Consider the following 25,384-nt stretch of genomic DNA (forward strand, 5'->3'; position numbering starts at 1 on the left):
CTGACGCCATGACGATTCAGCCGACCCGGCTCAGCGACCCGTCCGTCAGGGCTTTCGTGCACGCCGTCAACTCCCACGACTTGGAGGGCTTCATGTCGCTCCTGGCGCCCGGCGCGACCATGTGCGACGACGGCTCCGACCGTGACCTCGCCGAGTGGACCGACCGGGAGATCTTCTCCTCCCACGGGCACCTCGAGGTCGACAACGAGTCGGACGGCGGCCGGACCGTCCTCGCCCGCTACCGCAACGACACCTGGGGCGAGATGCGCACCCGGTGGGTCTTCACGGTCGCGGACGACGGGCGGATCTCCCGGTTCGAGACCGGGCAGGCCTGAACGGCGCCCGCGCACCGGGCGCCGCGCGCCGGTGCCGCGCGGCCGCGGTGCCCCTTCCGGCGACAGTGTGCCCCGTCCGGCGGCGGTGTGCTCCGTCCGGCGGCGGTGACCCGCCGGGCTTCCTCCCGGTGGTTGGTTCTCCGGTCCCCCGGCCCTCCCGTGCGCCGGACCCGCGCCGGGTGCGGTGTACGGTCCCCGGGTGCGTGAATGTTCCCGGCTCAGCCGACGTGCCGTCCTCGGGCTGACGGCCGCCGCCCTCCCCCTTTCCACGGCCTCCCCGGCCGCCGCCTCGACCGTCGTCGGTGGTGAGCGGCTGGCCCGCCCCGGCGTCCAGGTGAGCGGCGCCTCCGGGCTGCCCGCGAAGCTCACCGCCCGCTCGTGGCTGGTCGCCGACCTCGACAGCGGCGAGGTCCTCGCCTCGTTCGGCGCGCACCGCCGCCTCCCGCCCGCGTCCACCCTGAAGATGCTGTTCGCGGACACCGTGCTGAAGCGGCTGGACCCGGGCGAGCGGTACCGGGTCACCGACGCCGACCTCGCCGACGTCCCGGCCGGCTCCAGCCTCGTCGGCGTCAAGCCCGGCATCACCTACACCGTCGACCAGTTGTGGCAGGGCGTGTTCCTGCGCTCCGGCAACGACGCCGTGCACGTGCTGTCCCACCTGAACGGCGGCATCGCCCGGACGGTCGCCCAGATGCAGGCCAGGGCCGCGGACCTCCAGGCCATGGACACCCATGTGGTCAGCCCCGACGGCTTCGACCACAAGGGTCAGCTCTCCTCGGCGTACGACCTCACGCTCTTCGCCCGCCACGGTCTGAAGGACCCCGCGTTCCGCCGCTACTGCGGCACCCGGACCGCCGACTTCCCGGCGGGCGGCAAGAAGACCTTCCAGATCCAGAACACCGACCGCCTGCTGACCGGGGCGTGGGGCCTGAAGACGTACGACGGGCTGATCGGCGTGAAGAACGGCTACACCAGCCACGCCGGCAACACCTTCACCGGCGCCGCCACCCGGGGCGGGCGCACCCTGCTGGTCACCGTGATGCATCCCGGGGCCGGCGGCAACGCCGTCTACGAGGAGACCGCCGCGCTGCTCGACTGGGGCTTCGGCCACGGACGTTCGGCGCAGTCGGTGGGCCTGCTCGCGGCACCGCTCAGTGAGGGCGGGGTGAAGGCCGGTCCGCCGCCCGCGCGCAGGCCGGCCCGGGCGGCGGCCGGCGCGCCGGCGTCGGGGTCCGCGGGCGGCTCGGAGTGGGGGCCGGTGGCGGGCTCGGCCGGAGTGGCCGCGCTGCTGGGCGCCGGCGCCTGGGCCCTGCGCCGCCGCCGGGCACGGCCGGCGGCGACCGGCGGGGCCGGCGAGGTCCGCGACGGCGACGGGAGCGGGCCGAGGGGCCGGCACCGGAGCTGAGGAGACGCGGTCAGCATCTCCCTGACCGCGTGTGACGGCGTGGGGCGGGGGCGTTCGGCCCGCGCGCCTGTGCGCGGCGGTCGTTCCACTCGCCGGTGTGTGCCCCGCGGCAGGCCGCGGGGCCCGCCCCCACTCCGGTCCGGTGGAACGGCCGCCGCCTTCCCCCCTGGGAGTGGCCGCGGGCCGTCGGTGCGTCAACTGTGAAGCTCGGGTGGAGAAAAGTTGAGCACACGCGCGTGACCGGCCGCAATAGCGCGGATGTTCAAATTCCGGTTCTCCCCAGGGGTGGTGCGGCCGTGCCGACGGGTACCGGGACCGGGTTCAGCCGCGCCCGATGTACGGCATCCCGGTCGCCAGCACCGTCGCGAACTGCACGTTCGCCTCCAGCGGCAGCTCCGCCATGTGCCGTACCGTGCGCGCCACGTCGGCCACGTCCATCACCGGTTCCGGTGCCGTCTCCCCGTTCGCCTGGAGCGCGCCGGTCCGCATCCGGGCCGTCATGTCGGTCGCCGCGTTGCCGATGTCGATCTGCCCGACCGCGATGCGGTAGGGCCGCCCGTCCAGCGACAGCGATCTGGTCAGCCCGGTCAGCGCGTGTTTCGTCGCGGTGTAGGCGACCGAGTGCGGGCGCGGCGTGTGGGCCGAGACGGAGCCGTTGTTGATGATCCGGCCGCCCCGCGGGTCCTGTTCCTTCATCCGCCGGTAGGCGGCCTGCGCGCACAGGAACGCGCCGTTGAGGTTGGTGTCCACCACGTGCCGCCAGGCGTCGTACGGCAGGTCCTCGACCGGGACCCCGCCGGGCCCGAAGGTCCCCGCGTTGTTGAAGAGCAGGTCGATCCGCCCGAACCGCTCCACCACCGCCGCGAACAGCGCGTCCACGTCCTCGGGCCGGGACACGTCGGTGGGCACGGCGAGCGTCGTGCCCTGCGGCGCCGACGCCGCGGTCTGCGCCAGCGTGCCGGCGCGGCGGCCGGCGAGCGCCACCGACCAGCCGTGGCGCGCCAGCTCCACGGCGACGGCCCGGCCGATGCCGGAGCCCGCCCCGGTCACCACCGCGATCTTCGATCCCCTGTCGGTCATGGCTCCGCAGCCTAGGCGGCGCATCCGTCATACGGAATCAGGTGTCCGCCATACGGTTACCCGAGGGTGCCGGCGGCCTGTCCGTCCCGACGCCGGGGCCCGCTCTCCCCCGGGTACCGCACCCCGGTCCGCTCCCGCACCGCGTCCAGCGTGCGCATCACCGCGAGCGTGCCCTCCAGCGGCACCAGCGGCGACTCCTTCTCGCCCGCCCGCAGCGCCCGCATGACCTCCCGCGCCTCGTGCCGCATGCTCTCGCGCGGCCCGTCCGCCGGGTCCGCCGTGAACTCCTCGGGGTCCCGGCCCTCCCGGTGCAGCACGAACCGGTCCGGGTGGAAGAAGCCGGACGGCACGTCGATCCGCCCGCGGGAGCCGGTGACCGAGGCGGTGGCCGCCGTGGCGCCGTCGATGGAGCAGTGCAGCGAGGCCAGCGCGCCGCTGTTCCAGGACAGCACGGCCCCGGTCTGGAGGTCGACGCCCTCCGGGGACAGCACCGCGCTCGCGGCGACCCCGTCCGGCTCGCCCAGCAGCAGCTGCGCGAAGGACACCGGGTACACACCCAGGTCCAGCAGCGCCCCGCCGCCCAGTGCCGGGTTCCGCAGCCGGTGGTCCGCGGCGAACGGGCCGGCCAGCCCGAAGTCCGCCTGCACGGTGCGCACCTCGCCGATCGCGCCGTCGTCCACCAGCGCCTTCAGCCGCCGCACCAGCGGGTTGCAGTACATCCACATCGCCTCCATCAGGAAGCGGTCGTGCTCCCGCGCCAGCGCGACGAGTTCCTCCGCCTCCCGCAGGTTCAGCGTGAACGGCTTCTCGCACAGCACGTTCCGTCCCGCCGTCAGGCACAGGCCGGCCGCCGCCCGGTGCGCGGTGTGCGGGGTGGCGACGTACACGACGTCGACGTCCTCGTCCGCCGCCAGCGACTCCCAGTCGCCGTACGCGCGCGCCACCCCGAACCGGTCGGCGAACGCCCGCGCGGACTCGGGCCGTCGCGACGCCACCGCCACGATCTCCGCCGCCGGTCCCTCGGGATCATCGCCCTTCTCGGCGGTCAGGTCCGACGCGAACGCCGCCGCGATCCCGCCGGTCGCCAGGATCCCCCACCGCACGCCCCGCTCCGCCATCCCCGCCCCGCCCTCGCTCGTGTGTACCTCGGCAGTGTGTACGAGCTGAGAGCATAGGTGCCGGTCCAGTACGAGAGGGAGGGACACATGCCCGAGCACGCACCGGCACAGACACCCGGGACGGAGCAGGCGTCCACCGCGCAGAGCCCGCCCGCCGACCGCCGGACCGGTCTGCTCGTCACCCTCGTCCTGGGCGGCCTCACCGCCACGCCCCCGCTCGCCATGGACATGTACCTCCCGTCGCTGCCGGAGGTCACCCGCTCCCTGCACGCCCCCGCCGCCACCGTCCAGCTCACCCTCACCGCCTGCCTGGCCGGCATGGCGGTCGGCCAGCTGATCGTCGGCCCGATGAGCGACCGCTGGGGCCGGCGCCGCCCGCTCCTGGCCGGCCTCGCCGTGTACATCCTCGCCACCGCCCTGTGCGCCTTCGCCCCGAACGTCGAGACCCTGGTCGCCTTCCGGCTGGCCCAGGGCCTCGCGGGCGCGGCCGGCATCGTCATCGCGCGGGCCGTCGTACGCGACCTGTACGACGGCGTGGCCATGGCCCGCTTCTTCTCCACCCTGATGCTGATCTCCGGGGTCGCCCCGATCGTGGCGCCGCTGATCGGCGGGCAGATCCTGCGGGTCACCGACTGGCGGGGCGTGTTCGTCGTCCTCACGGTCGTCGGCGTCCTGCTCGCCGCCGTCGTCCGGTGGCGGCTGCCCGAGACGCTGCCGCCCGCCGAGCGCCACGGCGGCGGCGTCCGCCAGGCCCTCGGCGCCATGCGCGGCCTCCTCGCCGACCTGCCCTTCACCGGCTACACCCTGGCCGGCGGATTCGCCTTCGCCGCCCTGTTCGCCTACATATCGGCCTCGCCGTTCGTCATCCAGGAGATCTACGGCGCCTCCCCGCAGACCTTCAGCCTGCTGTTCGGCGTCAACTCGGTCGGCCTGATGATCGCGGGCCAGATCAACGGCAAGGTCCTGGTGGGCCGGGTCAGCCTGGACAAGGTCCTCGCGACCGGCCTCGCCGTCATCGTGCTCGCCGCGACCGCCCTGCTCCTCATGGCCGCCGGCGCCTTCGGCGAGGTCGGTCTGGCGCCCGTCTCCGTCGCCCTGTTCGTCCTCATGTCGGCCATGGGCATCACCCTGCCCAACGCCCAGTCCCTCGCCCTGCTGCGCACCCGGCACGCCGCCGGCTCCGCCTCGGCGCTGCTCGGCACCACCTCCTTCCTCGTCGGCGCGGTGGCCTCCCCGCTCGTCGGCGTCGCCGGGGAACACACCGCCGTGCCCATGGCGATCGTCCAACTGGCGGGCGCTCTGGTCGCCGCGGCCTGCTTCGTGGGAATGTGCCGTCCCTGGAACACTCGTACGGGTCCGGAGGGAGACGACAACTGAGCGCACCGAGACTGCGTACCGGCACGCCCGAGCGGGCCGGTCTCGACCCCAGGGAACTCGAGCGTCTGACCGACGACGTACACGCCCTCACCACCGGCGTCCGCCCCTGGGCGGCCGGTGCCGTCGTGGTGGCCGGACGCGGACCCGTGGTCGCCGTCGCCGAGGCCGCGGGCTGGGCGGTGCGCTACAGCGCCCACGACCCGAAGACCGACAACGCTGTCGCGCTGCCGGCCCACTCCCGGGTGCCGGTCACCGTCGACACCCCCTTCGACCTCGCCTCCCTCACCAAGCTGTTCACCTCCGTCGCCGCGGTGCAGCAGATCGAACGCGGCACCCTCGGCATGGACGCCCGGGTCGGCGCCTACCTGCCCGAGTTCACCGGAGCCGCCGCCTACGGCGTCACCGTGCGCCAGCTGCTCACCCACACCTCCGGGCTGCGGCCCGAGCTCCCGCTGTACGACTGCCCGGACGAGCGGGCCCGCCTCGCCCTGCTGCGCAACACGGCCCCCACGGCGGAACCGGGCACCTACCGGTACTCCGACCTCAACATGCTCCTGCTCCAGTTCGTCCTGGAACGCATCACCGGCCGCACCCTCGACGTCCTCGTCCACGAGGGCATCACCCGGCCGCTCGGCATGACCGCCACCGCCTTCGGGCCCTGCCCCGGCGCCGCCGCCACCGAGGACCAGCGGCGGCCCTGGGCCAAGGCCGACCGGGGCATGCTGCGCGGCGTGGTCCACGACGAGAACGCCTGGGCGCTCGGCGGGGTCGCCGGCCACGCCGGCCTCTTCTCCACCGCGCCCGACCTGGCCGTCTTCTGCCGCGCGCTGCTCGCCGGCGGCTCCTACGGCCCCGCGCGCATCCTCGGGCCCGACTTCGTGGAGCTGCTGTTCACGCCGCCCGGGCTGGGCTTCGCCCTGGACCAGCCGTGGTTCATGGGTGAACTGGCGGGCCACGGCGCCGCGGGCCACACCGGCTTCACCGGAACCTCCCTGGTCCTGGACCCGGCGACGGACACCTTCCTCGTCCTGCTGGCCAACACGGTCCACCCCCGCCGTCGCCCGCCGGACAGCGCCCCGAGAGCGGCCCTGGCGACCCGCCTGGCCCGCGCGGTCATCTGACCCACCCCGACACCGCCGGCCCGGTCCCGACCGGGCCGCCCACGGACGCGGCCGGCCGGCCGCGACCTGTTGCCCCACTTACCGTCCCGGTGGCGACCACCAGGCGAGGGCATCGCCTGCCTGGTCCGCCACGCCGCCCACCGCCCCCGTCACCGGCCCGGCCCCCGCCCCCGGCTCTCGCGTCCCCCAGGTGCGGGCCTCGTACAATCGGGTGGTGAACCACCCCGTATCCCTGTCCCCGGGCGAGAGCCTGCGTGGGGCCCTTGCCGGGCTGCTGGCCGGGTTGCCGCCGTCGCGGGTCGCCGGAGCCGTGGAGCGGCTGATCGCCAATTACCGCGGCGACACCCCCACCCACGCACCGATCCTCCGCGACCGCGCCGACGTCGCCGCGTACGCCGCCTACCGGATGCCGGCCACCTTCGAGGCGGTCCGCTCGGCGCTGGCGGCGTTCGCCGACGCCGTGCCGGACTGGACGCCCGCCGGGCACGTGGACGTCGGCGGCGGCACCGGCGCCGCGACCTGGGCGGTCACCGCCACCTGGGACGGCACCCGCCCGGTGACCGTGCTGGACTGGGCCGAGCCCGCGCTCGCCCTCGGCCGGGAGCTGGCCGCCGCGAACCCGGCCCTGGCGGACGCCCGCTGGCAGCGCGCCCGGATCGACGCCGGCCTCACCCTGGACGACACCGACCTGGTGACGGTGTCGTACGTGCTCAACGAGCTCGCCGCACCCGACCGGGCCGCCCTCGTCGACGCCGCCGCGCGCGCCGCCCGGGCCGTGGTGATCGTCGAGGCGGGCACCCCGGCGGGGTACGAGCGGGTCATCGAGGCCCGGGACCGGCTGGTGCGGGCCGGGTTCTCGGTCGCCGCGCCCTGCCCGCACAGCGCCGCCTGCCCGATCGCCCCCGGCACCGACTGGTGCCACTTCTCCGCCCGGGTCGGCCGTTCCTCCCTGCACCGCCAGGTCAAGGGCGGTTCGCTGGCGTACGAGGACGAGAAGTTCTCCTACGTCGCCGCCACCCGGCTGCCCGTCGCACCGGCACCCGCCCGGGTGGTCCGGCGCCCGCAGATCCGCAAGGGCCAGGTGCTGCTGGACCTGTGCGAGGCCGACGAGCGGCTGGACCGTACGACGGTCACCAAGCGCCACGGCGACCTGTACCGGGCGGCCCGGGACACCGGCTGGGGCGACGCGTGGCCGCCGGACGGCTCCGTGCCGTAGCCCACCGCCCGCCCACCCCGGCTCCGGGAACCGTCCCGTACAGCGGCTGTGAGGGTTGTCTCGCCCGGTTGCGCCGGAACCGTCCCCGGCGCCCCCGCGGCGGAGGGAAGATAGGGCGGTGAGGGATGCTGTCCGCACACAGCGAGGCGAGGGGACAGATGAGCGCGACGTTCGGCGGCCGGACCGGTCTCCAGGGCAAACTCTCCCGGTGGCTGCCGGGACGCCGCCCGAAGGGAGCCGCGGCCGGCGACGACGGCCGTGAGGCGCTGCTGCTCGCCGCCGCCGGAGCGGGTCTGCCGCTGGCCCCGGCCGCGCACCCCGCGCCCGGCTACCGCTGTTCCTGCGACCGCGTCGGCTGTCCCACCCCGGCCCGGCACCCCGTGTCGTTCGCCTGGCAGACCCAGTCGACCACCGAGCGCGGCCAGATCGAGCGCTGGGCCCGGCACCAGCCGCAGGCCAACTTCATCACCGCCACCGGCATGGTGCACGACGTGCTGGACGTGCCCCTGGAGGCCGGCCGCGAGGCGCTGGACCGGCTGCTCGGCGCCGGTGTGGAGGTCGGCCCGGTCGCGGAGAGCGACGACGGCCGCATGCTGTTCTTCACCCTCACCCGGGGCACTCCCGAGGACGAGGACGAGTGGTGGCCGTGCGAGCTGGACTGCCACCCCGAGACCATGGACGAGCACCCGGGCCTGCGCTGGCACTGCCGCGGCTCGTACGTGCTCGTGCCGCCCGCCCGGCTCCCCGGTGACGACCGGCGGGTGCGTTGGGTGCGGGGCCCGGAGCAGGCGCTGCCCGACCCGCTGACCCTGTTGGAGGTCCTCACCGACGCGTGCGCCCGGTACGCGGCCGAGGAGCCCGCCCACCCGGCCGCGGCCTGGCCGCCGCGCCACTGACACCGCCGCCCGCGTCCCACGGCCGCCCAGAAGTCCGACACCGCCGGCCTCAGAAGTCCGACACCAGGGGCCGCACGCCACCGCCCGCCTCAGGTCTCCGACATCCCCGGCCTCAGGAGCCCTGGCCGCCCGTCAGGCCCTGCACGCGGCCCAGGATGCGCACCGGCCCGCCGCCGGCCGGGTCCAGCGCCGCCTCGTCGGCCATCGACTCCAGCGTCAGCGACTGCCTCACCTCGCCCTTGACGAGGGCCCGGACGTCCTGCCCGGGATTGGGCACGGTCGCGCCCGGGTAGGCGGTCCGCTTCTCGAAGTGGCGGGTGGTGAAGAACACCAGCGCCCCGCCGTCCGCGGTGCGCAGCGCGAGCGGGGCGTAGTCGCCGCGGCCGACCGGCTCGTCGATGAACTGGCGGACCAGGCCGGGCTTCTCGGCCGCCTTCTTGCGGCCCGCGCGCAGCACGCTGGTGTCACGGCCGTCCGCGAACGTGCCGCCGCCGTTCTTGAGGTACGCCGTGTACGAGGCGCTCAGCGCGTCCGGCCGGACGGCGAGTCCGCCGGAGGCTGCCGGTACGGCCTCGGCCCAGCCGTCGTCGTCCGTGCGGAACTTCGGCACGGTGCCGGGCGCCATCAGCGTCAGGTAGGCCACCTGCCAGCGCTCGCCCTGGCCGTGGCGGGTGAAGACCAGCACCCAGCGGTCGTCGCCGCCCTTGTTGCCCTTGGCGTCGGCGACGAACCAGCGCGGCCAGCCGGCCTTCTTCGGGATCGTGTACGTGACGTCGGTCAGCGTCAGCGGGGCGTGCCGGGCGTTCCCGGCCGGGCTGACGGTGTGTCCGGCCTTCAGCCGGGCGGCGTCGATGTCGGCGACGGCGCCGGTGACGTGGGGGGCGTCCAGGGAGCTGTCGTAGGCCTTGTCGGCCTTGTTGTAGGCGTCGGTGAACGCGGTCAGCGCCCTGGCGGCCTCGGTACGGGTGGCGGCCGGGAGCACCACACGCTCCCCGTGCACCACCACACAGCCGCTCGCCGTCACCGACATGGCGGTCAGCGAGGCCGCTATGAGTGCGTTCCGGTCACGCCTGCGGAGCCGTCGACGGCTGCGTTCCCTGGTCATCCGGCTGCTTCACCTTCCCCTTCCCGGAGGCGAACCCTACCGGGGAGAGGAACAGCCCGAGCACCGGGACCAGATACAGCGCCCACACCGTGACCTGGACGACCGTCGGGTCGGGCTGGAAGTTGAACACGCCCTTGAGCAGGGTGCCGTACCAGCTGTCCGGCGGGACGGTGTCGCTGATGTCGAACGCCAGGTGGGTCAGGCCCGGGACCCAGTCGGCCTCCTGGAGGTCGTGGAAGCCGTAGGCCAGTACGCCCGCCGCGACGACGACGAGCATGCCGCCGGTCCAGGTGAAGAACTTCGCCAGGTTGATCTTCAGGGCGCCACGGTAGAACAGCCAGCCCAGGAGGACGGCCGTGGCCAGGCCGAGGGCGACGCCGACCAGCGGGCGCGGGGTGCCGTCGGAGGCGGCGTGCACCGACGCCCACACGAACAGCGCGGTCTCCAGGCCCTCCCGGCCGACCGCGAGGAACGCGGTGGCGACGAGCGCGCCGGTGCCGAGGGCGAGGGCCGCGTCCAGCCTGCCGTGCAGCTCCGACCTCAGGTGCCGGGCGGTGCGCCGCATCCAGAACACCATCCAGGTCACCAGGCCCACGGCGACGATCGACAGGGAGCCGCCGAGCGCCTCCTGCGCCTGGAACGTCAGTTCCTGGGAGCCGAACTCCAGGGCGGAGCCGAAACCCATGGCGATGGCGATCGCGATGGCGATGCCGATCCAGATGGGCTTCAGGGCGTCCCGGCGGCCGGTCTTGACCAGGTAGGCGATCAGGATGCAGACGACGAGCGACGCCTCGAGTCCCTCGCGCAGGCCGATCAGGTAGTTGGAGAACACGGGCTACGCCTCCTTCGAGAACAGCGTGCGGCCCCACCAGTCGCCCGAGTCCCGGACGCCGGGGGGCACCGCGAAGACCGCCGAACCCACGTGCTGGATGTACTCGTTGAGCGCGTCGTGCGCCGACAGTTTGCGCTGGAGCGGGATGAAGCCCTTGCGCACGTCCCGCTGGTAGGCGAGGAAGAACAGGCCGGCGTCGAGGCGGCCGAGGCCGTCGGTGCCGTCGGTGAAGGAGTAGCCCCGGCGCAGGATGGTGACCCCGTTGTTGGAGTCGGGGTGGGCGAGCCGCACGTGCGCGTCGGGTTTCATCGCCTTCAGGAACGGCGCGTCGTGCTCGTGGGCCTTGCCGACGGGGGCGCCCTCGCGCTTGTCCCGGCCGAACACGTCCTCCTGCTCCTGGAGGGAACTGCGGTCCCAGGTCTCGATGTTCATGCGGATGCGCCGGGCGACCAGGTAGGAGCCGCCGGTCATCCAGTCCGTGCGCGCGTCCCCGTCGCCGTCGCCGACCCACACGAACTTCTTCAGCCGGTCGGTCTCGGTGCCCGCGATGTTGCGGGTGCCGTCCTTGAAGCCCATCAGATTGCGGGGGGTCTGCGCGCCCGGGGTGGTCGAGGAGGTCTTGCCGAAGCCCAGCTGCGACCAGCGGATGGCGACCTTGCCGAAGCCGATGCGGGCGAGGTTGCGGATGGCGTGCACGGCGACCTGCGGGTCGTCGGCGCAGGCCTGGACGCACAGGTCGCCGCCGGTGCGGGACCGGTCGAGGTTGTCGCCGGGGAAGGCGGGCAGGTCGGCCAGGGCCTCGGGGCGCCGGTCCTTCAGCCCGAACCGGTCGAAGAGGGAGGGCCCGAACCCGATGGTCAGCGTCAGCCGGGACGGCTTGAGCCCGAGCGCCTCACCGGTGTCGTCCGGCGGGGCCTCGGCGAGCCCGCCGTAGGCGCCCTCGCCGACCGCCTTGCCCGCGGTCATCCGCCGGGCCGCCGCCGTCCAGTCCTTCAGCATCTGCACGAACGCGTCGCGGTCGTCGGTCTTCACGTCGAACGCGGCGAAGTGCAGCCGGTCCTGCACCGGGGTGGCGATGCCGGCCTGGTGGACGCCGTGGAACTCCACGGCTCCGCCGGTCTCGGCGGCCACCGGGTCCACGTCCTCGCCCGCCCTGGTCATCGCCACGGTGCCGCCGGCCGCGGCGGCACCGAGCGCGAGCCCGGCCCCGCCCCAGCCGATCAGCGCGCGACGCGACGGAGTGCTCCCCTGGGTCTCGGTCATCGCCCTGCCCCTCTGCTTACTTCACGACCGCGGCGGCGAGCTTGGACAGCGGCTCGGCGAGCGCGTTGACCGCGTCCGACAGCTCCTTGCGGCGGTCCTTGGTGACCTTGTCGTAGGAGATGAAGTCGTACCCCGTCTTCTGCGCCGGATCCTTGCGGTAGGTGTCCAGCAGCGCGTCGAGGGTCTTGAACTGCTTGTCCAGTTCACCGGTGAGCGCCGGGTCGTTGTGCGCGGCGACCGGCTTCAGCAGCTCGTACGCCTTCTGGGCGCCCTCGACGTTGCCCTTGAAGTCGACGAGGTCGGTGTGGGCGTAGCGGTCCTCCTCGCCGGTGACCTTGCCGGTGGCGACCTCGTCCAGCAGCTCCTTGGCGCCGTTGGCCATGGACGTCGGGGTGATCTCGGCCTTGCCGACCCGCTGCCGCCAGTCCTCGAGGTCCGTCAGCAGGCGGCCGGCGAGGGCCTTCTCCTCGGCACCGATCTTCTTGTCGTGCCAGAGGGCCTTCTCCAGCCGGTGCCAGCCGGTCCACTTCTGGCCGGCCTCCAGGCCGTCCTCGCGGACGTCGACCTTCGGGTCGATGTCGCCGAAGGACTCGGCGACCGGTTCGGTGCGCTCCCAGCCGAGGCGGGACAGGGCGTAGGCCTTCTTGGCGGCGTCCAGGTCGCCGGCCTTGACGGCCTTCACGAAGGCCTCGGCCTTCGGCAGCGTCTGGTCGGCCTGGTCCTGGGCGTAGCGCCGGTACTCGGCGACCGCCGTGTCCAGCTTGGGGTCGCGCCGCGCGCTGCCGCCGCCACCGGTGACGGTGAGCTTCTGCCGGACGCCGTGGCCCTTCATGCCCGGCCGGCAGGCGACCTCGTACGATCCGGCCTTCACCTCGGCGGTGAGCGTGTAGCGGGTGCCCGGTCCGATGTTCTCCTTCTCGGAGACGATGCGGTCGTCCGGGAAGAGGATCTCGACCTCGGTGGCCTGGGAGCCCTTGTTCTCGATCTTCAGCGTCACCTGGCCGGCCGGGACGGACTTGGCGGAGGTCTCGCAGGTGGAGTCGGCGGCCGTGACCCGGATGGCGTCCCCGTCCTTGGCGTCGCTCTTCGCGGTGCAGGCCGAGAGGGCGGTCAGGGCGGCCGCGGTGGCGGCGGCGGTGACGGTCAGTCGGACGGCTCGCATGCGGGCTCCCAGCGGATCTAATTGGTGAGGCTGCCCTAACTTACATGAGGCTTACCTGACCCAGAACCGTGCGGGTCGTGATTCACCTCTCACCGGAAGATCACCTTCATGTCCCGCTCCCGAGGGCCCCAACACCCTGCCACCAGCCGGTCAACCGACGGTCAAGCGAGGGCCGGGCCGGGGACGTGGTCCGCCCGGACACGGTGATCTAATCTCCCGGTGACTGCATACGACGTACTCCGGGTCTTCTGCGGGCCGTACGGCGGCTACGGCAAGGAGCTGGGTGTCGTCCGGGACGGCTCGCGCACGCCGGAGCGCGACGAGCGGCAGGCCCTCGCCGCCAAGCTCGGCTTCTCCACCACCGTGTTCGTGGACGATCCCGAGCGCGGGGTGATCGACCTCTACACCCCCGCCCGGCGCCGGCCCTTCGCCGTGCACGCCTGCGTCGGCGCCGCCTGGCTGCTCGACGTGCCGGAACTGGTCACGCCCGCCGGGGTGGTCGGGGCCCGGCTGGACGGCGAGTTCAGCTGGATCGAGGCCCGCGCCGAGTGGGCCCCGCCGCACACCCTGCGCCGGTGCGCCGGCGCCGCCGAGGTCGACGCGCTCGCCCCGCAGGCGCCACCGGGGGCCGGGCTCTACGCCTGGGCCTGGGAGGACGAGGCGGCCGGCCGGGTGCGCGCCCGGGGCTTCCCGGGAGTCGAGGAGGGGGTGGAGGACGACCCCGCGGAGGACGAGGCGACGGGCGCCGCCGCGCTGCTGCTCACCGACCTGCTGGGCCGGGCCCTGAACATCGCCCAGGGCGCCGGTTCGCAGCTCCTCACCGCGCCGCAGCCGCACGGCTGGACCGAGATCGGCGGCCGGGTGCACCTCGAACGCTGACGAGCCGCGCGTCCGGGTGGCCGTACCCGCCCCCGTTCGAGTGGATCCGCGTGTGCGCACGATGACGAACGGGGACCTCTGGGCGTGACCACTCAGCCCCTCCGAGAGGAGCACCATGCGCATCAGATCAGTCCTGGCCACGGCTGCCGTCGCCGTCGCCCTGGCCGCCGCCGGCGCCACGTCGGCCAGCGCCTACGGCAACGACACCCGGGACGACGACGACGCCGTGTGCAGCCCGTACGCGGGCGAACTCAACTCGCTCTACAACCACGCGTCCTGGTCCGGTGCCCACTGTAGGGACTACCTGCGCTGAGCCGACCCGGGTCCCCTCCCGCACGCGGCGGGGGACCCGGTCGTCCGCCCCGTCCCGTCCCGGCCCGTCGGTGCGGCGCTAAGGCAGGGTCAGGATGTCCGCGCCGGTCTCCGTCACCACGAGCGTGTGCTCGAACTGCGCGGTCCGCCTGCGGTCCTTCGTCACGACCGTCCAGCCGTCGTCCCACATGTCGTACTCGTGCGTCCCGAGGGTCAGCATCGGCTCGATGGTGAAGGTCATCCCGGGCCGCATCACCGTCGTCGCGTGCGGGCTGTCGTAGTGCGGGACGATCAGACCGGAGTGGAAGGCGGAGCTGATGCCGTGTCCGGTGAAGTCCCGGACGACGCCGTAGCCGAAGCGCTTGGCGTACGACTCGATGACCCGGCCGATGATGTTGATCTGCCGGCCCGGCCGGACGGCCTTGATCGCGCGCTCCAGGGACTCCCGCGTCCGCTCCACCAGCAGCCGCGACTCCTCGTCCACGTCACCGACGAGGTAGGTGGCGTTGTTGTCGCCGTGCACCCCGCCGATGTACGCCGTCACGTCGAGGTTGACGATGTCGCCGTCCTTGAGGACCGTCGAGTCCGGGATGCCGTGACAGATGACCTCGTTGACCGAGGTGCACAGCGACTTGGGGAAACCGCGGTAGCCCAGCGTGGACGGGTAGGCCCCGTGGTCGCACATGTACTCGTGGGCGACCTTGTCGAGCCGGTCGGTGGTCACCCCCGGCGCGATGATCTTCGCGGCCTCCGCCATCGCCCGGGCGGCGATCCGGCCGGCGGTCCGCATGGCCTCGACGGTCTCCGGCGTCTGCACCTCCGGGCCCGTGTACGGCGCCGGCGCGGGCTTGCCGACGTACTCGGGGCGGCGGATGTTTCCGGGGACCGGACGGATGGGGGACAGCTCCCCTGGTACGAGCAGCGACTGGCCAGACATACCGGCGAGTCTATCGAGCCGACATGGGGGAACATGACGGTGGCGAGAGGAGCTGTCGATGGCCCTGTTCAAGAAGCGCACCGCCGGCAAGCCGGGCGAGTGGTACTACTGCCTGGAGCACCAGAAGGTCGAGGAGGGCCCGGACTGCCCGGGCAAGGACCGCTTCGGTCCCTACGCGTCCGCCCAGGAGGCCGGCCACGCGATGGAGGCCGCGCGCGAGCGCAACCTCCAGTGGGAGAACGACCCACGCTGGCACGACAAGGCGACCGACACGGACCCCGGGACCGACTGACCCCAGGCCGACTGCCCCCGAGCCCGCCTCTCTCGGGGCCGCCTGTCCCCGGGGCCGTCGGACCACCGGGCTCGACTGACTTCCCGGGCCGCCCAACCCCCTGGGCTGACCGCCCCCTGGGCGACGGACCTCCCCGGGGGAGATGTGCGACCTCCTGGGCTGACTGATCTCCGGGCCCCTGACCGCTTGAACTCGACTGATCACCGGAGCCGACTGTCCCCCTGGCTCCCGGTGCCCCTTGGGTCGACTGGCCCGCCGGGCCGCCCGCCCCTCTGGACTGCCCCCGGGGCCGCCTGGCTCCTCGGGGCGGCTGACCCCCTGGGTCGCCTGGCCACCGGGGTCACGTGACCTTCTGGGCTGACTCACCCAGTGGTTCGGCCGACCCCCTGGACTGATCCCCGGGGCGACTGACACCCGGGAGGCGACCGACCACCGGAGTCGCCCGGCCCCCTTGAACTGACCTCCTGGGCGACCCGACCGGGACGGGGTCGGTCGGCCCCGGGGGTCTGTCAGCCCGGGGGAGGCCCACCGACCCGGTCCGCCCCCGTTCACCAAGGGGCCGGCGGTGGTGCTGTCAGGGTCTCTGCCAGTCTGGACAGGCGGTCCCGCAGGTGGCGGCGGGACCGTGGGCGGTCGCCGGTCGGGTTCTCGCCGGCCGCCGCGCTGACCAGGTGCTGGACGCTGTCCAGGTCCAGTTCCGCCCCCTCCGGCACCGCCAGCGTGTCGTGCGCCATCGCGGCCAGCTCGCCGCCGCCCGCGCCCAGCGCCAGCACCGTCACCCCGGCCCGCCGGGCGTCGTGCACCCGCTCCAGCAGCGGCGCGGGCTCCTCGGGCGCCACGACCAGCAGGGTGTCACCGCGCCGCGCCGCGGTGATCCGGCCCGGTCCGACGGCCAGGTGTGCGGGATCGCCGGGGCGCACCCGGTGCCGTACGAGGGTGGGGGCCAGCTCCGGCGTGCCCGACCAGGCGGCCTCGTCCACCAGGTGCGCGGCCAGGTGCCACGGCTCGTACGCCGGGGCGCCCACCAGCAGCAGCCCGCCCCCGCGCGCGACCACCGATCCGCGCAGCACCCCCGCGAAGCGGCGGGTGGCGCCCAGCCACTCGGTCCCGGCGAGCACGTCCCGCAGCAGCGCGACCCGTACGGCGTCCATGCGGCCGCATCCTGCCGTAACCGGCCGTTCGTGACACGGAGTTCACCCGGAATTCGCCCGACCGGGGAAGGGGAGGGGGTCCGTGCCGCCAGGAGCGAGGAGCCGCCCATGACCGACGCGACCGTCCCCTTCCGCGCGGGCCACGACGGGTACGCCGCCTTCCGCATCCCGGCCGTCGTCGCCACCCGGGCCGGCACCCTGCTCGCGTTCTGCGAGGGCCGGGTGAACTCCCCGGCCGACCACGGCGACATCGACATCGTGCTGAGGCGGTCCACGGACGGCGGCCGGACCTGGGGGCCGCTCACCGTCGCGGCGGGCAACGGCCGCGACCTCGCCGGGAACCCCGCCCCCGTCGTCCTCGACACCGGCCGCGTCCTGCTCGTGCACGTCCGCGCGGCGGCCGGGGCCACCGAGGCCGCGATCCTGCGCGGACAGGTCAAGGACAGCGACGGGCGCCGCGTGTGGGTGCGGCACAGCGACGACGACGGCCTCACCTGGTCCGCGCCGACGGAGATCACCGCGCGGGTGAAGAAGCCGGGCTGGCGCTGGTACGCCACCACCCCCGGGCACGGCCTCCAGCTGAGCGGCGGCCGCGTCCTCGTCCCCGCCAACCACACCGTGCCGCCCACCGGCACCGACACCGGCGCCGAGCCCCGGTACAACAGCGGGCACTGCCTGCTCAGCGACGACCGCGGCGCGAGCTGGTACCTCGGCTACGTGGACGAGAACACCGACGGCTACGTCAACGCCAACGAGACCACCGCCGCCGAACTCCCCGACGGCCGCGTCTACCTCAACACCCGCAACGACTCGCCCTCGCCCGGCAACCGCGCCGACGCCCACTCCGTGGACGGCGGCCGCACCCTGGTCAAGCCGTTCCGCCCGCAGGCCGGGCTGACCGCGCCGGTCTGCCAGGCCTCCGTCCTCCAGCTCCGCGACCCCGACCTGCTGCTCTACTCCGGCCCCGCCGACCCGGCCGCCCGCGCCCTGATGACGTTGCGCGCATCCACCGACGGCGGCACCACCTGGCGCACGGCGTTCACCGTCGACGGGCTGCCCGCCGCCTACTCCGACCTGGTCCGCGTCGACCCGCGGACGGTCGGGCTCCTGTACGAGACCGGTGACTTCGGCGCCTACGAGACGATCACCTTCCGCCGGGTCCCCGTGCGGCGGCTGACCTGACCCGGTGCGGGCCCGGGCACGGACGTAGAGTCGGGCCATGACCTCTACCGACAGCGCACAGAAGGCCCCCGCCAAGGACCCCTGGGACCTGCCCGACGTCTCCGGGTACGTCGTCGGCGTGCTCGGCGGCACCGGACCGCAGGGCAAGGGCCTGGCCCACCGGCTCGCCCGGGCCGGCCAGAAGGTGATCATCGGCTCCCGGTCCGCCGACCGCGCCGAGGCCGCCGCCGCGGAGCTCGGCGACGGCGTCGAGGGCGCGGACAACGCCGAGACCGCGCGCCGCAGCGACATCGTGATCGTGGCCGTGCCGTGGGACGGCCACGGCGACACCCTGAAGGGGCTGCGCGAGGAACTCGCCGGCAAGCTCGTCGTGGACTGCGTCAACCCGCTCGGCTTCGACAAGAAGGGCGCCTACGCCCTCAAGCCCGAGGAGGGCAGCGCCGCCGAGCAGGCCGCCGCCCTGCTGCCGGACTCCCGGGTCACCGCCGCCTTCCACCACCTCTCGGCCGTCCTGCTCCAGGACCCCGGGGTCGAGCGGATCGACACCGACGTGATGGTCCTCGGCGAGGAGCGCGCCGACGTGGAGATCGTCCAGGCGCTGGCCGGGCGCATCCCCGGCATGCGCGGTGTCTTCGCCGGCCGGCTGCGCAACGCCCACCAGGTCGAGTCGCTGGTCGCGAACCTGATCTCCGTCAACCGCCGCTACAAGGCGCACGCCGGGCTCCGCGTCACCGACGTGTGAGACCGGGCGGGCCATGGGGGACACTGGTCGTCGAAGCAGTGTCCCCCGCAAGGAGCCGAGCCCCATGCCCCGCATCGCCCTCTACCCCCTCGTCGTCTGCGTCCTCGCCGTGGTCGCGGCGGTCGTCTCGTTCGTCCAGGGCAGCTGGCTGGGTGTCGTCTGGGTGCTGCTGGCCGGTGTGACGTCCAACATGACGTGGTACTACGTGAAGCGCGGCCGGCCCGCCGGGGGCGACGGCCCGTCCGTCACGAGCTGAGCGAGCAGATCTCCGGGCTGTCCTCCCAGAAGCGGTAGACCGACTCGCCGCAGTACCGGGAGAAGTCGTCCACGCCCAGGCCGCGCAGGACCGTGTCGACCACGTCGAAGAACACACCGTTGACCGACGGCAGCCACAGCACCGCGAAGACGAAGAGCAGCCCGAACGGCGCGAACGGCTCGACCTGCCGCTTGACCCCGTAGGACAGCCACGGCTCGATGACGCCGTAGCCGTCCAGACCCGGCACCGGCAGGAAGTTCAGGATCGCCGCGGTCACCTGGAGCAGCGCCAGGAACGCCAGCGCGTTCCGGAACACGCCGGGCACGCCGTCCAGGGCGTGCAGCCAGAACGGGGCCGTGCACACGGCCGCGAACAGCACGTTGGTCAGCGGCCCGGCCGCCGAGATCAGGCTGTGCCGCCAGCGCCCCTTGATCCGGTCCCGCTCGATGAACACGGCGCCGCCCGGCAGTCCGATCCCGCCCATGATCACGAACACCACGGGCAGCACGATGCTGAGCAGCGCGTGCGTGTACTTCAGCGGGTTGAGCGTGAGGTAGCCCTTCGCGCCGACCGTGATGTCCCCGCTGTGCAGGGCGGTGCGGGCGTGCGCGTACTCGTGCAGGCACAGGGAGACGATCCAGGCGGCGGTCACGAACAGGAACACCGCCACGCCGGGCTGCGCGGCGAACCCGGTCCAGGTCGCCCAGCCGGTCACCGCCGTCACGGCCAGGATCCCGACGAACACGGGACTGACCCTGCGCTCGCCGTGGCGGGTGGTGACGGTGGTCATGGGCGCGCTCCTGGAGTGCGGGGACGGTCGGTCAGGCGACCGTACCGGCCACGGCCCCGTGGGGAAAACGTCTCGCCCCCGCGGTCCGGTTCCTGGAAGGTGGGGGAATGGCGCTTACGAGGGTGTTCTACGAGGACTGGCAGATGGAGTGCTGCGGCACGCCGTTCGCGGTCGGGGACGAGGTGGCCTGGCCGCTGGCCGTCCACGGCGACGGGGAGCGCGGCGAGGACCCCGGGTACGGCGCCGGGGCCCGGGTGGAGAACCACGCGGACGTCGGGCAGGAGACTCTCGGCCGCGTCCACGCCATCGAGCTGGTGCACCAGGAGCACGTCGTCCTCACCGACCCGCGCGCGGCGGAGCGGCTCGACCGCGCGCCGGACCCGGACGCGGAGTCCGAGGGGGCGCTGCTGCTGCCGTCCCCGTACCAGATGGAAGCGGTCCCCGGCGCGTGGACCCTGGAGCCCGTCACCGCCTGCCCGAAGTGGTTCCGGAGCGAGGAACCGGGCCGGGGACCGGGCCCCCACCGCATCCGGCGCACCCAGGGCGCCCTGGTCACGCTGGACGTCACCGGGGTCCGCGACATCCCTGCCGAGGAGTCCGGCACCACGCCGGAGGAACCCGGTGACCGCCACTGATCGCCGCGGGGACAATGGGTCCGTGCGTTATCGGCTGCTCGGCACCACCCAGGCCCTCCGCCCCGACGGTACGCCCGTCCCGGTCGGCGGGGCGCGGCTGCGTGCCCTGCTGAGCGTGCTCGCGCTCCGGGCGGGCCGGACCGTGCCCATGACCGTGCTGGTGGACGAGGTCTGGGGCGACGATCCGCCCGCCGACACCGCCGGCGCGCTCCAGGCGCTCGTCGGCCGGCTGCGGCGGGCCCTCGGTGCCGGCGCCGTGGCCTCCGCCGACGGCGGCTACCGGCTCACCGCCGCGGCCGACGACGTCGACGTCACCCGCTTCGACCGGCTGACCGGCGACGGGCTGCGCGCGCTCGCCGACGGCGACCCCGCCAAGGCCGCCGCCGTCCTCGACGACGCCCTCGCCCTGTGGCGCGGCCCGGCCCTCGCCGACCTGCCCGACCGCGCCGCCGAGGCGGCTCGCTGGGACACCCGGCGCCTCGACGCCCTGCGCGCCCGGCACACCGCCGCCCTCACCCTCGGCCGGGCCGAGCAGTCGCTGCCCGAGCTGACCGCCCTGTGCGACGCGCACCCGCTGGACGAGCCGCTCCAGGCGCTGCGGGTGCGCGCGCTGCGCGACACCGGCCGCCCGGCCCGGGCACTCGCCGCCTACGAGGACGTCCGGCGGCTCCTCGCGGACCGGCTCGGTTCCGACCCCGGGCCCGAACTGCGCGCACTGCACGCCGAGTTGCTGGAGGACGAGCAGGTGGACCCGCGGCCCGCGCCGGGCCCGGGCAACCTGCCGGCCCGGCTGACCTCCTTCGTCGGCCGGGAGGCCGACCTCGCGGCCCTCGGCGCCCACCTCGGCGCCCACCGCCTGGTCACCCTGTTCGGACCGGGCGGCGCCGGCAAGACCCGGCTCTCCCAGGAGGCCGCGGCGGCGGTCCGGCACACCGTCCGGGACGGGGTCTGGCTCGCCGAACTCGCCCCGGTGGACGACCCGGAGGCCGTGCCGCAGGCCGTGCTCACCGCGATCGGCGCCCGTGAGACCGTGCTGCACGGCGCCGGCGTGGAGACCATGCGGGCGGTCGCCGACCGGCACGGCGACCCGCTGGAACGGCTCGTGGAGCACTGCGCCCGGCGCCGGATGCTGATCGTCCTGGACAACTGCGAGCACGTCGTCGACGCCGCCGCGCGGCTGACCGAACGGCTGCTGGCCCGCTGCCCCGAGCTGACCGTTCTCGCCACCAGCCGCGAACCCCTCGGCGTGCCGGGGGAGTTGCTGCACCCGGTGGAACCGCTGCCCGAGCCGGTCGCGCTGCGGCTGCTCGCCGAGCGCGGCGCGGCGGCCCGCCCCGGCTTCCGCGCCGGGGACGACCCCGAGGCGTGCGCCGAGATCTGCCGCCGGCTGGACGGGCTGCCCCTCGCCATCGAGCTGGCCGCCGCCCGGCTGCGCATGCTCACCCCCCGCCAGATAGCGGACCGGCTGGACGACCGCTTCCGGCTGCTCACCTCCGGCAGCCGCACCGTGCTGCCCCGCCAGCAGACCCTGCGCGCCGTCGTGGACTGGTCCTGGGAGCTGCTCGACGCGGACGAACGGGACGTGCTGGCCCGGCTGTCGGTGTTCGCCGGCGGCTGCGACCTGGCCGCCGCCGAGGCGGTGTGCGGGCCCGTCGCGCTGGACGCCCTGGGCTCCCTGGTCGACAAGTCCCTCGTGGTGGCCGCCCCGTCATCCGGTGGCGGCATGCGCTACCGGCTGCTGGAGACCGTCGCCGAGTACGCCGCCGAACGGCTCGCGGAGGCCGGCCGCCGTACCGAGGCCGGCCGCGCCCACCTGACGTACTACCGCGAACTCGCCCGCACCACCGACCCGTTGCTGCGCGGGCCGGAACAGCGCGCGGCCATCGACCGACTGGAACTGGAGTACGAGAACCTGCGCACGGCCCTGCGCTCGGCGGTCGCCCTGGGCGACGAGCAGGAGGGGCTGTGCCTGGTGCTGTCCCTGGTCTGGTTCTGGCAGATGCGCGACCAGCGCATCGAGACCCGCACCTGGTGCCAGGAGGTCATGGCGCTCGGCCCGGACCCGTTCGCCGAACCGGTGCCGCGCGCCCGCCCGGTGTGGCGGCGCTGTACCGACGGTCCGCCCCCCTACACCGGCGAGGACCTCGCCGAGGCCCGGCGCGGTGTCCACCTCGCCCACCTGGCCTGCATGGACACCGAGCTCGACAGCTGGCAGACGCCCGAGGCGCAGGCGAAGCTGCGCGCGGTCACGAAGGCCTACGAGCCCGGCCTGCCGCAGGTGTGCCGGGCCCCCGGGATGCTGTGGTTCTTCGCCGAGCTGCTGACCGGCCGCGCGGAGCGGCTGCACACCATCGTCGACGCCTGCGTGCGGACCTGCCGGGAGACCCCGGGCTACGAGTGGGAGCTGGCCGGCGCGCTCCAGATGCGCGCGGGACTCCTCGCCAACCGCACCGCCTGGGCCGGTGACGCCACCCGCGACGCCGACGAGTCGCTGGAGATCTTCCGCCGCCTCGGCGACGCCTGGGGCACCACCGAGGCCCTGTCGGCCCGCGGCGAGGCCCTCGAACGCAAGGGCGCCTACCGGGAGGCCGCCGCCGACTACCGCACGGCCATCGAGTACGCCGAACGCCTCGGCGCCCGCGCCCAGATGGCCGTGCTGCGCTCCCGGCTGGGCGGCGTGCTCCTGGAGTCGGGCGACGCCGCGAACGGCGAGCGGCTGCTCCGGGAGGTCATCGACAGCCAGGACGGCACCCTGCACGAGGCGATGCCCGCCGCCCGGCTGTACCTCGCCGCCTGGCTCGGCCTGACCGGCCGCACCGCCGAGGGCCGCGAACAGCTGCGGTTGCTGCGCGAGGAGCTGCCGGTCGCGCACTTCGTCGTGTTCGACGCCATGATCGTCAGCCAGCAGGCCTGGCTGAACGCCCTGGACGGGCACACCGAGGAGGCCCTCGTCCAGGTCCGCCGGGCCCTGCGGCTCGCCGCGGACCCGTTGTCCCGGGCCATCGCCCCGCACCAGCAGTCCCTGTCCCTGACCGTCGCCGCGACGGTCCTCGCGGGCACCGGCGTGGCCGGCCGCGCCTCGGACGCGGCCCGCTGCCTCGCCGTGGCGCGGGCGCAGCTGCCGCCCGGCCATGTCGCCTCCCGGCTGGAGCGGCGGGCGTACGACATGACCGAGGCCCGGGTCCGCGAGGCGTGCGGAGCCGGGTTCGAGGCCGCGTACGCCGAGGGCGGTGGCCTCTCCCTCGCGGAGGCCACCGCCCTGGTGTGAGCGTGATGGGGGTCAGCTCTTCGTACGGAACTTGTGGATCGCGACCGGTGCCATGACCGCGGTGAGCCCCACCGACCAGATCAGCGTCACCCACAGGGGGTGGGCGACCGGGCCGCCCTCCATGAGGCCGCGGGCGGTGTCGGCCAGCGCGGACAGCGGGTTGTAGTCGGTGAACGACTGGAGCCAGCCCGGCATGGAGGCGGTCGGCGCGAAGATCGACGAGCCGAACTGCAAGGGCATCAGCACCAGGAAGCCCATGGCCTGCACGGACTGCGCGCTCTTCATCATCACGCCGAGGGTGAGGAACACCCACATCAGCGCGGAGCCGAACAGGGCGGACAGCGCCACGGAGGCGAGCAGGCCGGTCCAGTCCTTGATGTCGTAGCCCACCAGGACGGCGACGACCATCAGCACCGCCGTGGCGAACAGCATCCGCATCAGCTCCACCGCGATCTTCGCGAAGAGCACCGAGCCGCGGCCGATGGGCAGTGAGCGGAAGCGGTCCATGACACCGGAGTTGAAGTCCTGGTTGAAGCCGGTGCCGACGCCCTGGGCCATGTTCATGCCCATCATGGCCATGAGTCCGGGCACCACGTACTGGACGTAGCGGTCCTGACCGCCGCCCAGCGACTGGCCGATGGAACCGCCGAAGACGTACACGAACAGCAGCGTGAAGACGACCGGGAACAGGATGGCGTCGAACATCGACTCCGGGTCCTGCCGGATCCACAGCAGGTTGCGGCGGATCAGCGCGCCGGTGTGGCGCAGGTGGGCGCGGAGCGAGATGGGCGTGTCGGCCGGCGGCGCGGCCGGCGCGAGGGTGGCGGCGCTCATACGGCGACCTCCTTGCGGTCGTCGGCGGGTACGGCGTCCTGCGGGGCACTGGCGCGGTGGCCGGTGAGGTTCAGGAACACCTCGTCCAGGCTGGGCAGTTCGGTGGTGATGGCGGAGATCGTGATGCCGCGCGCGGTGACGGCGCCGACCACCGCGGTCAGCTGCTCGTCGCTGAGGATGGGCACCAGCAGGGTGCCGGTCCGGTGGTCCACGGTGGTGGACGCGAGGCCGGTGATGCCCAGCTCGTCCAGCATGACGGCGAGGGGCCGCAGCTGGAGCGGGTCCAGCGGGCGGACCCGCAGGGTGCGTCCGCCGACCCGGGCCTTCAGCTCCTCGATGCCGCCGCCCGCGATGACCCGGCCGCGGTCCACGACGGTCAGCTCGGAGGCGAGCTGCTCGGCCTCCTCCATGTACTGGGTGGTGAGCAGCACGGTGACGCCCTCGCCGACCATCGCCTTCACCTCGTCCCAGACCTCGTTGCGGGTGCGGGGGTCGAGGCCGGTGGTCGGCTCGTCCAGGTACAGCACGGCCGGGCGGCCGATCATGGACGCGGCGAGGTCGAGCCGGCGCCGCATGCCGCCGGAGTACGTGCTCGCCGGACGCCGGGCCGCCTCCGTCAGCGAGAACCGCTCCAGCAGTTCGTCGGCGCGGGTGCGGGCGTCCTTGCGGGACAGGTCGAGCAGCCGGCCGATCAGGTAGAGGTTCTCCCAGCCGGGGAGCTTCTCGTCCACCGAGGCGTACTGGCCGGTGAGGCCTATGACCCGGCGCAGCTGCCGGGGCTGGCGGACGACGTCGTAGCCGGCCACGACGGCCCGTCCGGCGTCGGGGGTGATCAGGGTGGACAGGATGCGTACGAGGGTGGTCTTGCCGGCGCCGTTCGGTCCGAGCACACCCATCACGGTGCCCTCGCGCACGTCCAGGTCGACACCGTCCAGCGCTTTGGTCTCGCCGTAGTGCTTGACCAGTCCCCGTACGGTCACGGCGTGGGCCACGCCGGCGGGGTTGTCGTCGATGCGTGTCATGGGGACGACAGTGCCAGCCCCCACCGACAAACGGCCGACAGGACACCTACAACGACCGCCCGGCGGCTGTCGGTGTCCCGTCGGCGGTCTGTCGGTGTCCTGTCGGCCGTGTCGGAGGTCCGTCGGAAGGGAAAAGAGGGGCGGCCCGCCGACGGGGGAAGATCGGCGGGCCGC

The 25,384-nt window shown here is 74.0% G+C and carries 25 protein-coding genes; 14 read left to right on the forward strand and 11 right to left on the reverse strand.

Annotated features, from left to right (window positions below; all coding sequences use genetic code 11):
* Positions 1–8: 8 nt before the first annotated feature.
* Complete coding sequence (locus ACIQVT_RS07285; RefSeq protein WP_403748861.1) at positions 9–335, forward strand: nuclear transport factor 2 family protein; 327 nt, start codon at positions 9–11, stop codon at positions 333–335.
* 199 nt (positions 336–534) lie between these two features.
* Entirely contained in the window at positions 535–1,740 is a 1,206-nt protein-coding gene (locus ACIQVT_RS07290) for a D-alanyl-D-alanine carboxypeptidase family protein (RefSeq protein ID WP_403748863.1), read from the forward strand.
* A gap of 321 nt (positions 1,741–2,061) precedes the next feature.
* Here ACIQVT_RS07290 and ACIQVT_RS07295 read toward each other — a convergent pair whose 3' ends face one another.
* Together ACIQVT_RS07295 and ACIQVT_RS07300 are read right to left on the reverse strand one after the other, a co-directional pair.
* Positions 2,062–2,820 carry an SDR family oxidoreductase gene (locus ACIQVT_RS07295; RefSeq protein WP_403748865.1) on the reverse strand — a complete coding sequence of 253 codons (759 nt, stop codon included), beginning with the start codon at positions 2,818–2,820 and terminating at the stop codon, positions 2,062–2,064.
* A gap of 56 nt (positions 2,821–2,876) precedes the next feature.
* Positions 2,877–3,938 (reverse strand): Gfo/Idh/MocA family protein, encoded by a 1,062-nt coding sequence (locus ACIQVT_RS07300; protein WP_403748867.1) that lies wholly within the window; start codon positions 3,936–3,938, stop codon positions 2,877–2,879.
* 87 nt (positions 3,939–4,025) lie between these two features.
* On the opposite strand from ACIQVT_RS07300, the gene ACIQVT_RS07305 reads away from it, so the two are divergent.
* From ACIQVT_RS07305 to ACIQVT_RS07320, 4 genes are all read left to right on the forward strand, one after another.
* Positions 4,026–5,315, forward strand: a complete 1,290-nt coding sequence (locus ACIQVT_RS07305) for a multidrug effflux MFS transporter (protein ID WP_403748869.1) — start codon at positions 4,026–4,028, stop codon at positions 5,313–5,315.
* A complete protein-coding gene (locus tag ACIQVT_RS07310; RefSeq protein WP_403748871.1) occupies positions 5,267–6,436 on the forward strand; it encodes a serine hydrolase domain-containing protein in 1,170 nt (389 codons plus the stop codon). The genes ACIQVT_RS07305 and ACIQVT_RS07310 overlap by 49 nt, the downstream gene beginning before the upstream one ends.
* Before the next feature lie 214 nt (positions 6,437–6,650).
* Positions 6,651–7,652: a small ribosomal subunit Rsm22 family protein gene (locus ACIQVT_RS07315; RefSeq protein WP_403748874.1), complete on the forward strand. Its 1,002-nt coding sequence runs from the start codon at positions 6,651–6,653 to the stop codon at positions 7,650–7,652.
* Between the two features lie 158 nt (positions 7,653–7,810).
* Positions 7,811–8,548 (forward strand): bifunctional DNA primase/polymerase, encoded by a 738-nt coding sequence (locus tag ACIQVT_RS07320; protein WP_403748877.1) that lies wholly within the window; start codon positions 7,811–7,813, stop codon positions 8,546–8,548.
* 112 nt (positions 8,549–8,660) lie between these two features.
* Here ACIQVT_RS07320 and ACIQVT_RS07325 read toward each other — a convergent pair whose 3' ends face one another.
* The 4 genes from ACIQVT_RS07325 to efeO are packed head-to-tail and all read right to left on the reverse strand — an operon-like array spanning position 8,661 to position 12,910.
* Positions 8,661–9,653 carry a hypothetical protein gene (locus ACIQVT_RS07325; protein ID WP_403748879.1) on the reverse strand — a complete coding sequence of 331 codons (993 nt, stop codon included), beginning with the start codon at positions 9,651–9,653 and terminating at the stop codon, positions 8,661–8,663.
* Positions 9,613–10,485, reverse strand: coding sequence for an iron uptake transporter permease EfeU (efeU, locus tag ACIQVT_RS07330; protein WP_403748881.1), 873 nt, complete (start codon positions 10,483–10,485; stop codon positions 9,613–9,615). The genes ACIQVT_RS07325 and efeU overlap by 41 nt, the downstream gene beginning before the upstream one ends.
* Positions 10,486–10,488: 3 nt before the next feature.
* Entirely contained in the window at positions 10,489–11,748 is a 1,260-nt protein-coding gene (gene efeB, locus ACIQVT_RS07335; RefSeq protein ID WP_403748883.1) for an iron uptake transporter deferrochelatase/peroxidase subunit, read from the reverse strand.
* Between the two features lie 16 nt (positions 11,749–11,764).
* Entirely contained in the window at positions 11,765–12,910 is a 1,146-nt protein-coding gene (gene efeO / locus ACIQVT_RS07340; protein ID WP_403748886.1) for an iron uptake system protein EfeO, read from the reverse strand.
* A gap of 219 nt (positions 12,911–13,129) precedes the next feature.
* On the opposite strand from efeO, the gene ACIQVT_RS07345 reads away from it, so the two are divergent.
* Positions 13,130–13,789 carry a PhzF family phenazine biosynthesis protein gene (locus ACIQVT_RS07345; protein ID WP_403748889.1) on the forward strand — a complete coding sequence of 220 codons (660 nt, stop codon included), beginning with the start codon at positions 13,130–13,132 and terminating at the stop codon, positions 13,787–13,789.
* A 115-nt stretch (positions 13,790–13,904) separates the two neighbouring features.
* Positions 13,905–14,102 carry a hypothetical protein gene (locus ACIQVT_RS07350; protein ID WP_403748891.1) on the forward strand — a complete coding sequence of 66 codons (198 nt, stop codon included), beginning with the start codon at positions 13,905–13,907 and terminating at the stop codon, positions 14,100–14,102.
* Between the two features lie 78 nt (positions 14,103–14,180).
* On the opposite strand, the gene map is transcribed toward ACIQVT_RS07350, so the two are convergent.
* Positions 14,181–15,038, reverse strand: coding sequence for a type I methionyl aminopeptidase (gene map / locus ACIQVT_RS07355; protein ID WP_403748893.1), 858 nt, complete (start codon positions 15,036–15,038; stop codon positions 14,181–14,183).
* 58 nt (positions 15,039–15,096) lie between these two features.
* On the opposite strand from map, the gene ACIQVT_RS07360 reads away from it, so the two are divergent.
* The gene (locus ACIQVT_RS07360; protein ID WP_403748896.1) at positions 15,097–15,330 is read left to right on the forward strand and encodes a hypothetical protein; all 234 of its coding nucleotides are present in this window, start codon (positions 15,097–15,099) and stop codon (positions 15,328–15,330) included.
* A 548-nt stretch (positions 15,331–15,878) separates the two neighbouring features.
* Here the strand turns inward: ACIQVT_RS07360 and ACIQVT_RS07365 are convergent.
* The gene (locus ACIQVT_RS07365; protein WP_403748898.1) at positions 15,879–16,481 is read right to left on the reverse strand and encodes a hypothetical protein; all 603 of its coding nucleotides are present in this window, start codon (positions 16,479–16,481) and stop codon (positions 15,879–15,881) included.
* 108 nt (positions 16,482–16,589) lie between these two features.
* Between ACIQVT_RS07365 and ACIQVT_RS07370 the strand changes: the two genes are divergently transcribed.
* Genes ACIQVT_RS07370 through ACIQVT_RS07380 form a run of 3 tightly spaced genes read left to right on the forward strand, consistent with a single transcriptional unit; the run spans position 16,590 to position 18,661 of the window.
* Positions 16,590–17,663, forward strand: coding sequence for an exo-alpha-sialidase (locus ACIQVT_RS07370; protein ID WP_403748901.1), 1,074 nt, complete (start codon positions 16,590–16,592; stop codon positions 17,661–17,663).
* Positions 17,664–17,700: 37 nt separating this feature from the next.
* Positions 17,701–18,405: an NADPH-dependent F420 reductase gene (gene npdG, locus ACIQVT_RS07375; protein ID WP_403748904.1), complete on the forward strand. Its 705-nt coding sequence runs from the start codon at positions 17,701–17,703 to the stop codon at positions 18,403–18,405.
* Between the two features lie 13 nt (positions 18,406–18,418).
* The gene (locus ACIQVT_RS07380; protein ID WP_403748907.1) at positions 18,419–18,661 is read left to right on the forward strand and encodes a hypothetical protein; all 243 of its coding nucleotides are present in this window, start codon (positions 18,419–18,421) and stop codon (positions 18,659–18,661) included.
* On the opposite strand, the gene ACIQVT_RS07385 is transcribed toward ACIQVT_RS07380, so the two are convergent.
* Positions 18,651–19,451 carry a site-2 protease family protein gene (locus tag ACIQVT_RS07385; RefSeq protein WP_403748910.1) on the reverse strand — a complete coding sequence of 267 codons (801 nt, stop codon included), beginning with the start codon at positions 19,449–19,451 and terminating at the stop codon, positions 18,651–18,653. The two genes, ACIQVT_RS07380 and ACIQVT_RS07385, sit on opposite strands and share 11 nt — an antisense overlap.
* A 107-nt stretch (positions 19,452–19,558) precedes the next feature.
* Between ACIQVT_RS07385 and ACIQVT_RS07390 the strand changes: the two genes are divergently transcribed.
* Together ACIQVT_RS07390 and ACIQVT_RS07395 are read left to right on the forward strand one after the other, a co-directional pair.
* The gene (locus ACIQVT_RS07390; protein WP_403748914.1) at positions 19,559–20,086 is read left to right on the forward strand and encodes a DUF6578 domain-containing protein; all 528 of its coding nucleotides are present in this window, start codon (positions 19,559–19,561) and stop codon (positions 20,084–20,086) included.
* 22 nt (positions 20,087–20,108) lie between these two features.
* Positions 20,109–23,354 carry a BTAD domain-containing putative transcriptional regulator gene (locus ACIQVT_RS07395; protein ID WP_403748916.1) on the forward strand — a complete coding sequence of 1,082 codons (3,246 nt, stop codon included), beginning with the start codon at positions 20,109–20,111 and terminating at the stop codon, positions 23,352–23,354.
* Positions 23,355–23,366: 12 nt separating this feature from the next.
* Here the strand turns inward: ACIQVT_RS07395 and ACIQVT_RS07400 are convergent, their stop codons facing one another.
* Together ACIQVT_RS07400 and ACIQVT_RS07405 are read right to left on the reverse strand one after the other, a co-directional pair.
* Positions 23,367–24,188, reverse strand: coding sequence for an ABC transporter permease (locus ACIQVT_RS07400; RefSeq protein WP_403748918.1), 822 nt, complete (start codon positions 24,186–24,188; stop codon positions 23,367–23,369).
* The gene (locus ACIQVT_RS07405; RefSeq protein ID WP_403748920.1) at positions 24,185–25,210 is read right to left on the reverse strand and encodes an ATP-binding cassette domain-containing protein; all 1,026 of its coding nucleotides are present in this window, start codon (positions 25,208–25,210) and stop codon (positions 24,185–24,187) included. Before ACIQVT_RS07405 ends, ACIQVT_RS07400 begins: the two co-directional genes overlap by 4 nt.
* Positions 25,211–25,384 lie beyond the last annotated feature (174 nt).

The sequence above is a fragment of the Streptomyces sp. NPDC100445 genome, assembly GCF_044759735.1.
In the GTDB taxonomy this organism is placed as follows: domain Bacteria; phylum Actinomycetota; class Actinomycetes; order Streptomycetales; family Streptomycetaceae; genus Streptomyces.

Coding starts and splice junctions, on each gene's coding strand:
- ACIQVT_RS07390 (WP_403748914.1), top strand. CDS start 19,559: ATGGCGCTTACGAGGGTGTTCTACGAGGACTGGCAGATGGAGTGCTGC.
- ACIQVT_RS07405 (WP_403748920.1), bottom strand. CDS start 25,210: ATGACACGCATCGACGACAACCCCGCCGGCGTGGCCCACGCCGTGACC.
- ACIQVT_RS07285 (WP_403748861.1), top strand. CDS start 9: ATGACGATTCAGCCGACCCGGCTCAGCGACCCGTCCGTCAGGGCTTTC.
- npdG (WP_403748904.1), top strand. CDS start 17,701: ATGACCTCTACCGACAGCGCACAGAAGGCCCCCGCCAAGGACCCCTGG.
- ACIQVT_RS07365 (WP_403748898.1), bottom strand. CDS start 16,481: ATGGACGCCGTACGGGTCGCGCTGCTGCGGGACGTGCTCGCCGGGACC.
- ACIQVT_RS07325 (WP_403748879.1), bottom strand. CDS start 9,653: ATGACCAGGGAACGCAGCCGTCGACGGCTCCGCAGGCGTGACCGGAAC.
- ACIQVT_RS07400 (WP_403748918.1), bottom strand. CDS start 24,188: ATGAGCGCCGCCACCCTCGCGCCGGCCGCGCCGCCGGCCGACACGCCC.
- ACIQVT_RS07350 (WP_403748891.1), top strand. CDS start 13,905: ATGCGCATCAGATCAGTCCTGGCCACGGCTGCCGTCGCCGTCGCCCTG.
- ACIQVT_RS07380 (WP_403748907.1), top strand. CDS start 18,419: ATGGGGGACACTGGTCGTCGAAGCAGTGTCCCCCGCAAGGAGCCGAGC.
- map (WP_403748893.1), bottom strand. CDS start 15,038: ATGTCTGGCCAGTCGCTGCTCGTACCAGGGGAGCTGTCCCCCATCCGT.
- ACIQVT_RS07300 (WP_403748867.1), bottom strand. CDS start 3,938: ATGGCGGAGCGGGGCGTGCGGTGGGGGATCCTGGCGACCGGCGGGATC.
- ACIQVT_RS07305 (WP_403748869.1), top strand. CDS start 4,026: ATGCCCGAGCACGCACCGGCACAGACACCCGGGACGGAGCAGGCGTCC.
- ACIQVT_RS07295 (WP_403748865.1), bottom strand. CDS start 2,820: ATGACCGACAGGGGATCGAAGATCGCGGTGGTGACCGGGGCGGGCTCC.
- efeB (WP_403748883.1), bottom strand. CDS start 11,748: ATGACCGAGACCCAGGGGAGCACTCCGTCGCGTCGCGCGCTGATCGGC.
- efeO (WP_403748886.1), bottom strand. CDS start 12,910: ATGCGAGCCGTCCGACTGACCGTCACCGCCGCCGCCACCGCGGCCGCC.
- ACIQVT_RS07385 (WP_403748910.1), bottom strand. CDS start 19,451: ATGACCACCGTCACCACCCGCCACGGCGAGCGCAGGGTCAGTCCCGTG.
- ACIQVT_RS07370 (WP_403748901.1), top strand. CDS start 16,590: ATGACCGACGCGACCGTCCCCTTCCGCGCGGGCCACGACGGGTACGCC.
- ACIQVT_RS07360 (WP_403748896.1), top strand. CDS start 15,097: ATGGCCCTGTTCAAGAAGCGCACCGCCGGCAAGCCGGGCGAGTGGTAC.
- ACIQVT_RS07320 (WP_403748877.1), top strand. CDS start 7,811: ATGAGCGCGACGTTCGGCGGCCGGACCGGTCTCCAGGGCAAACTCTCC.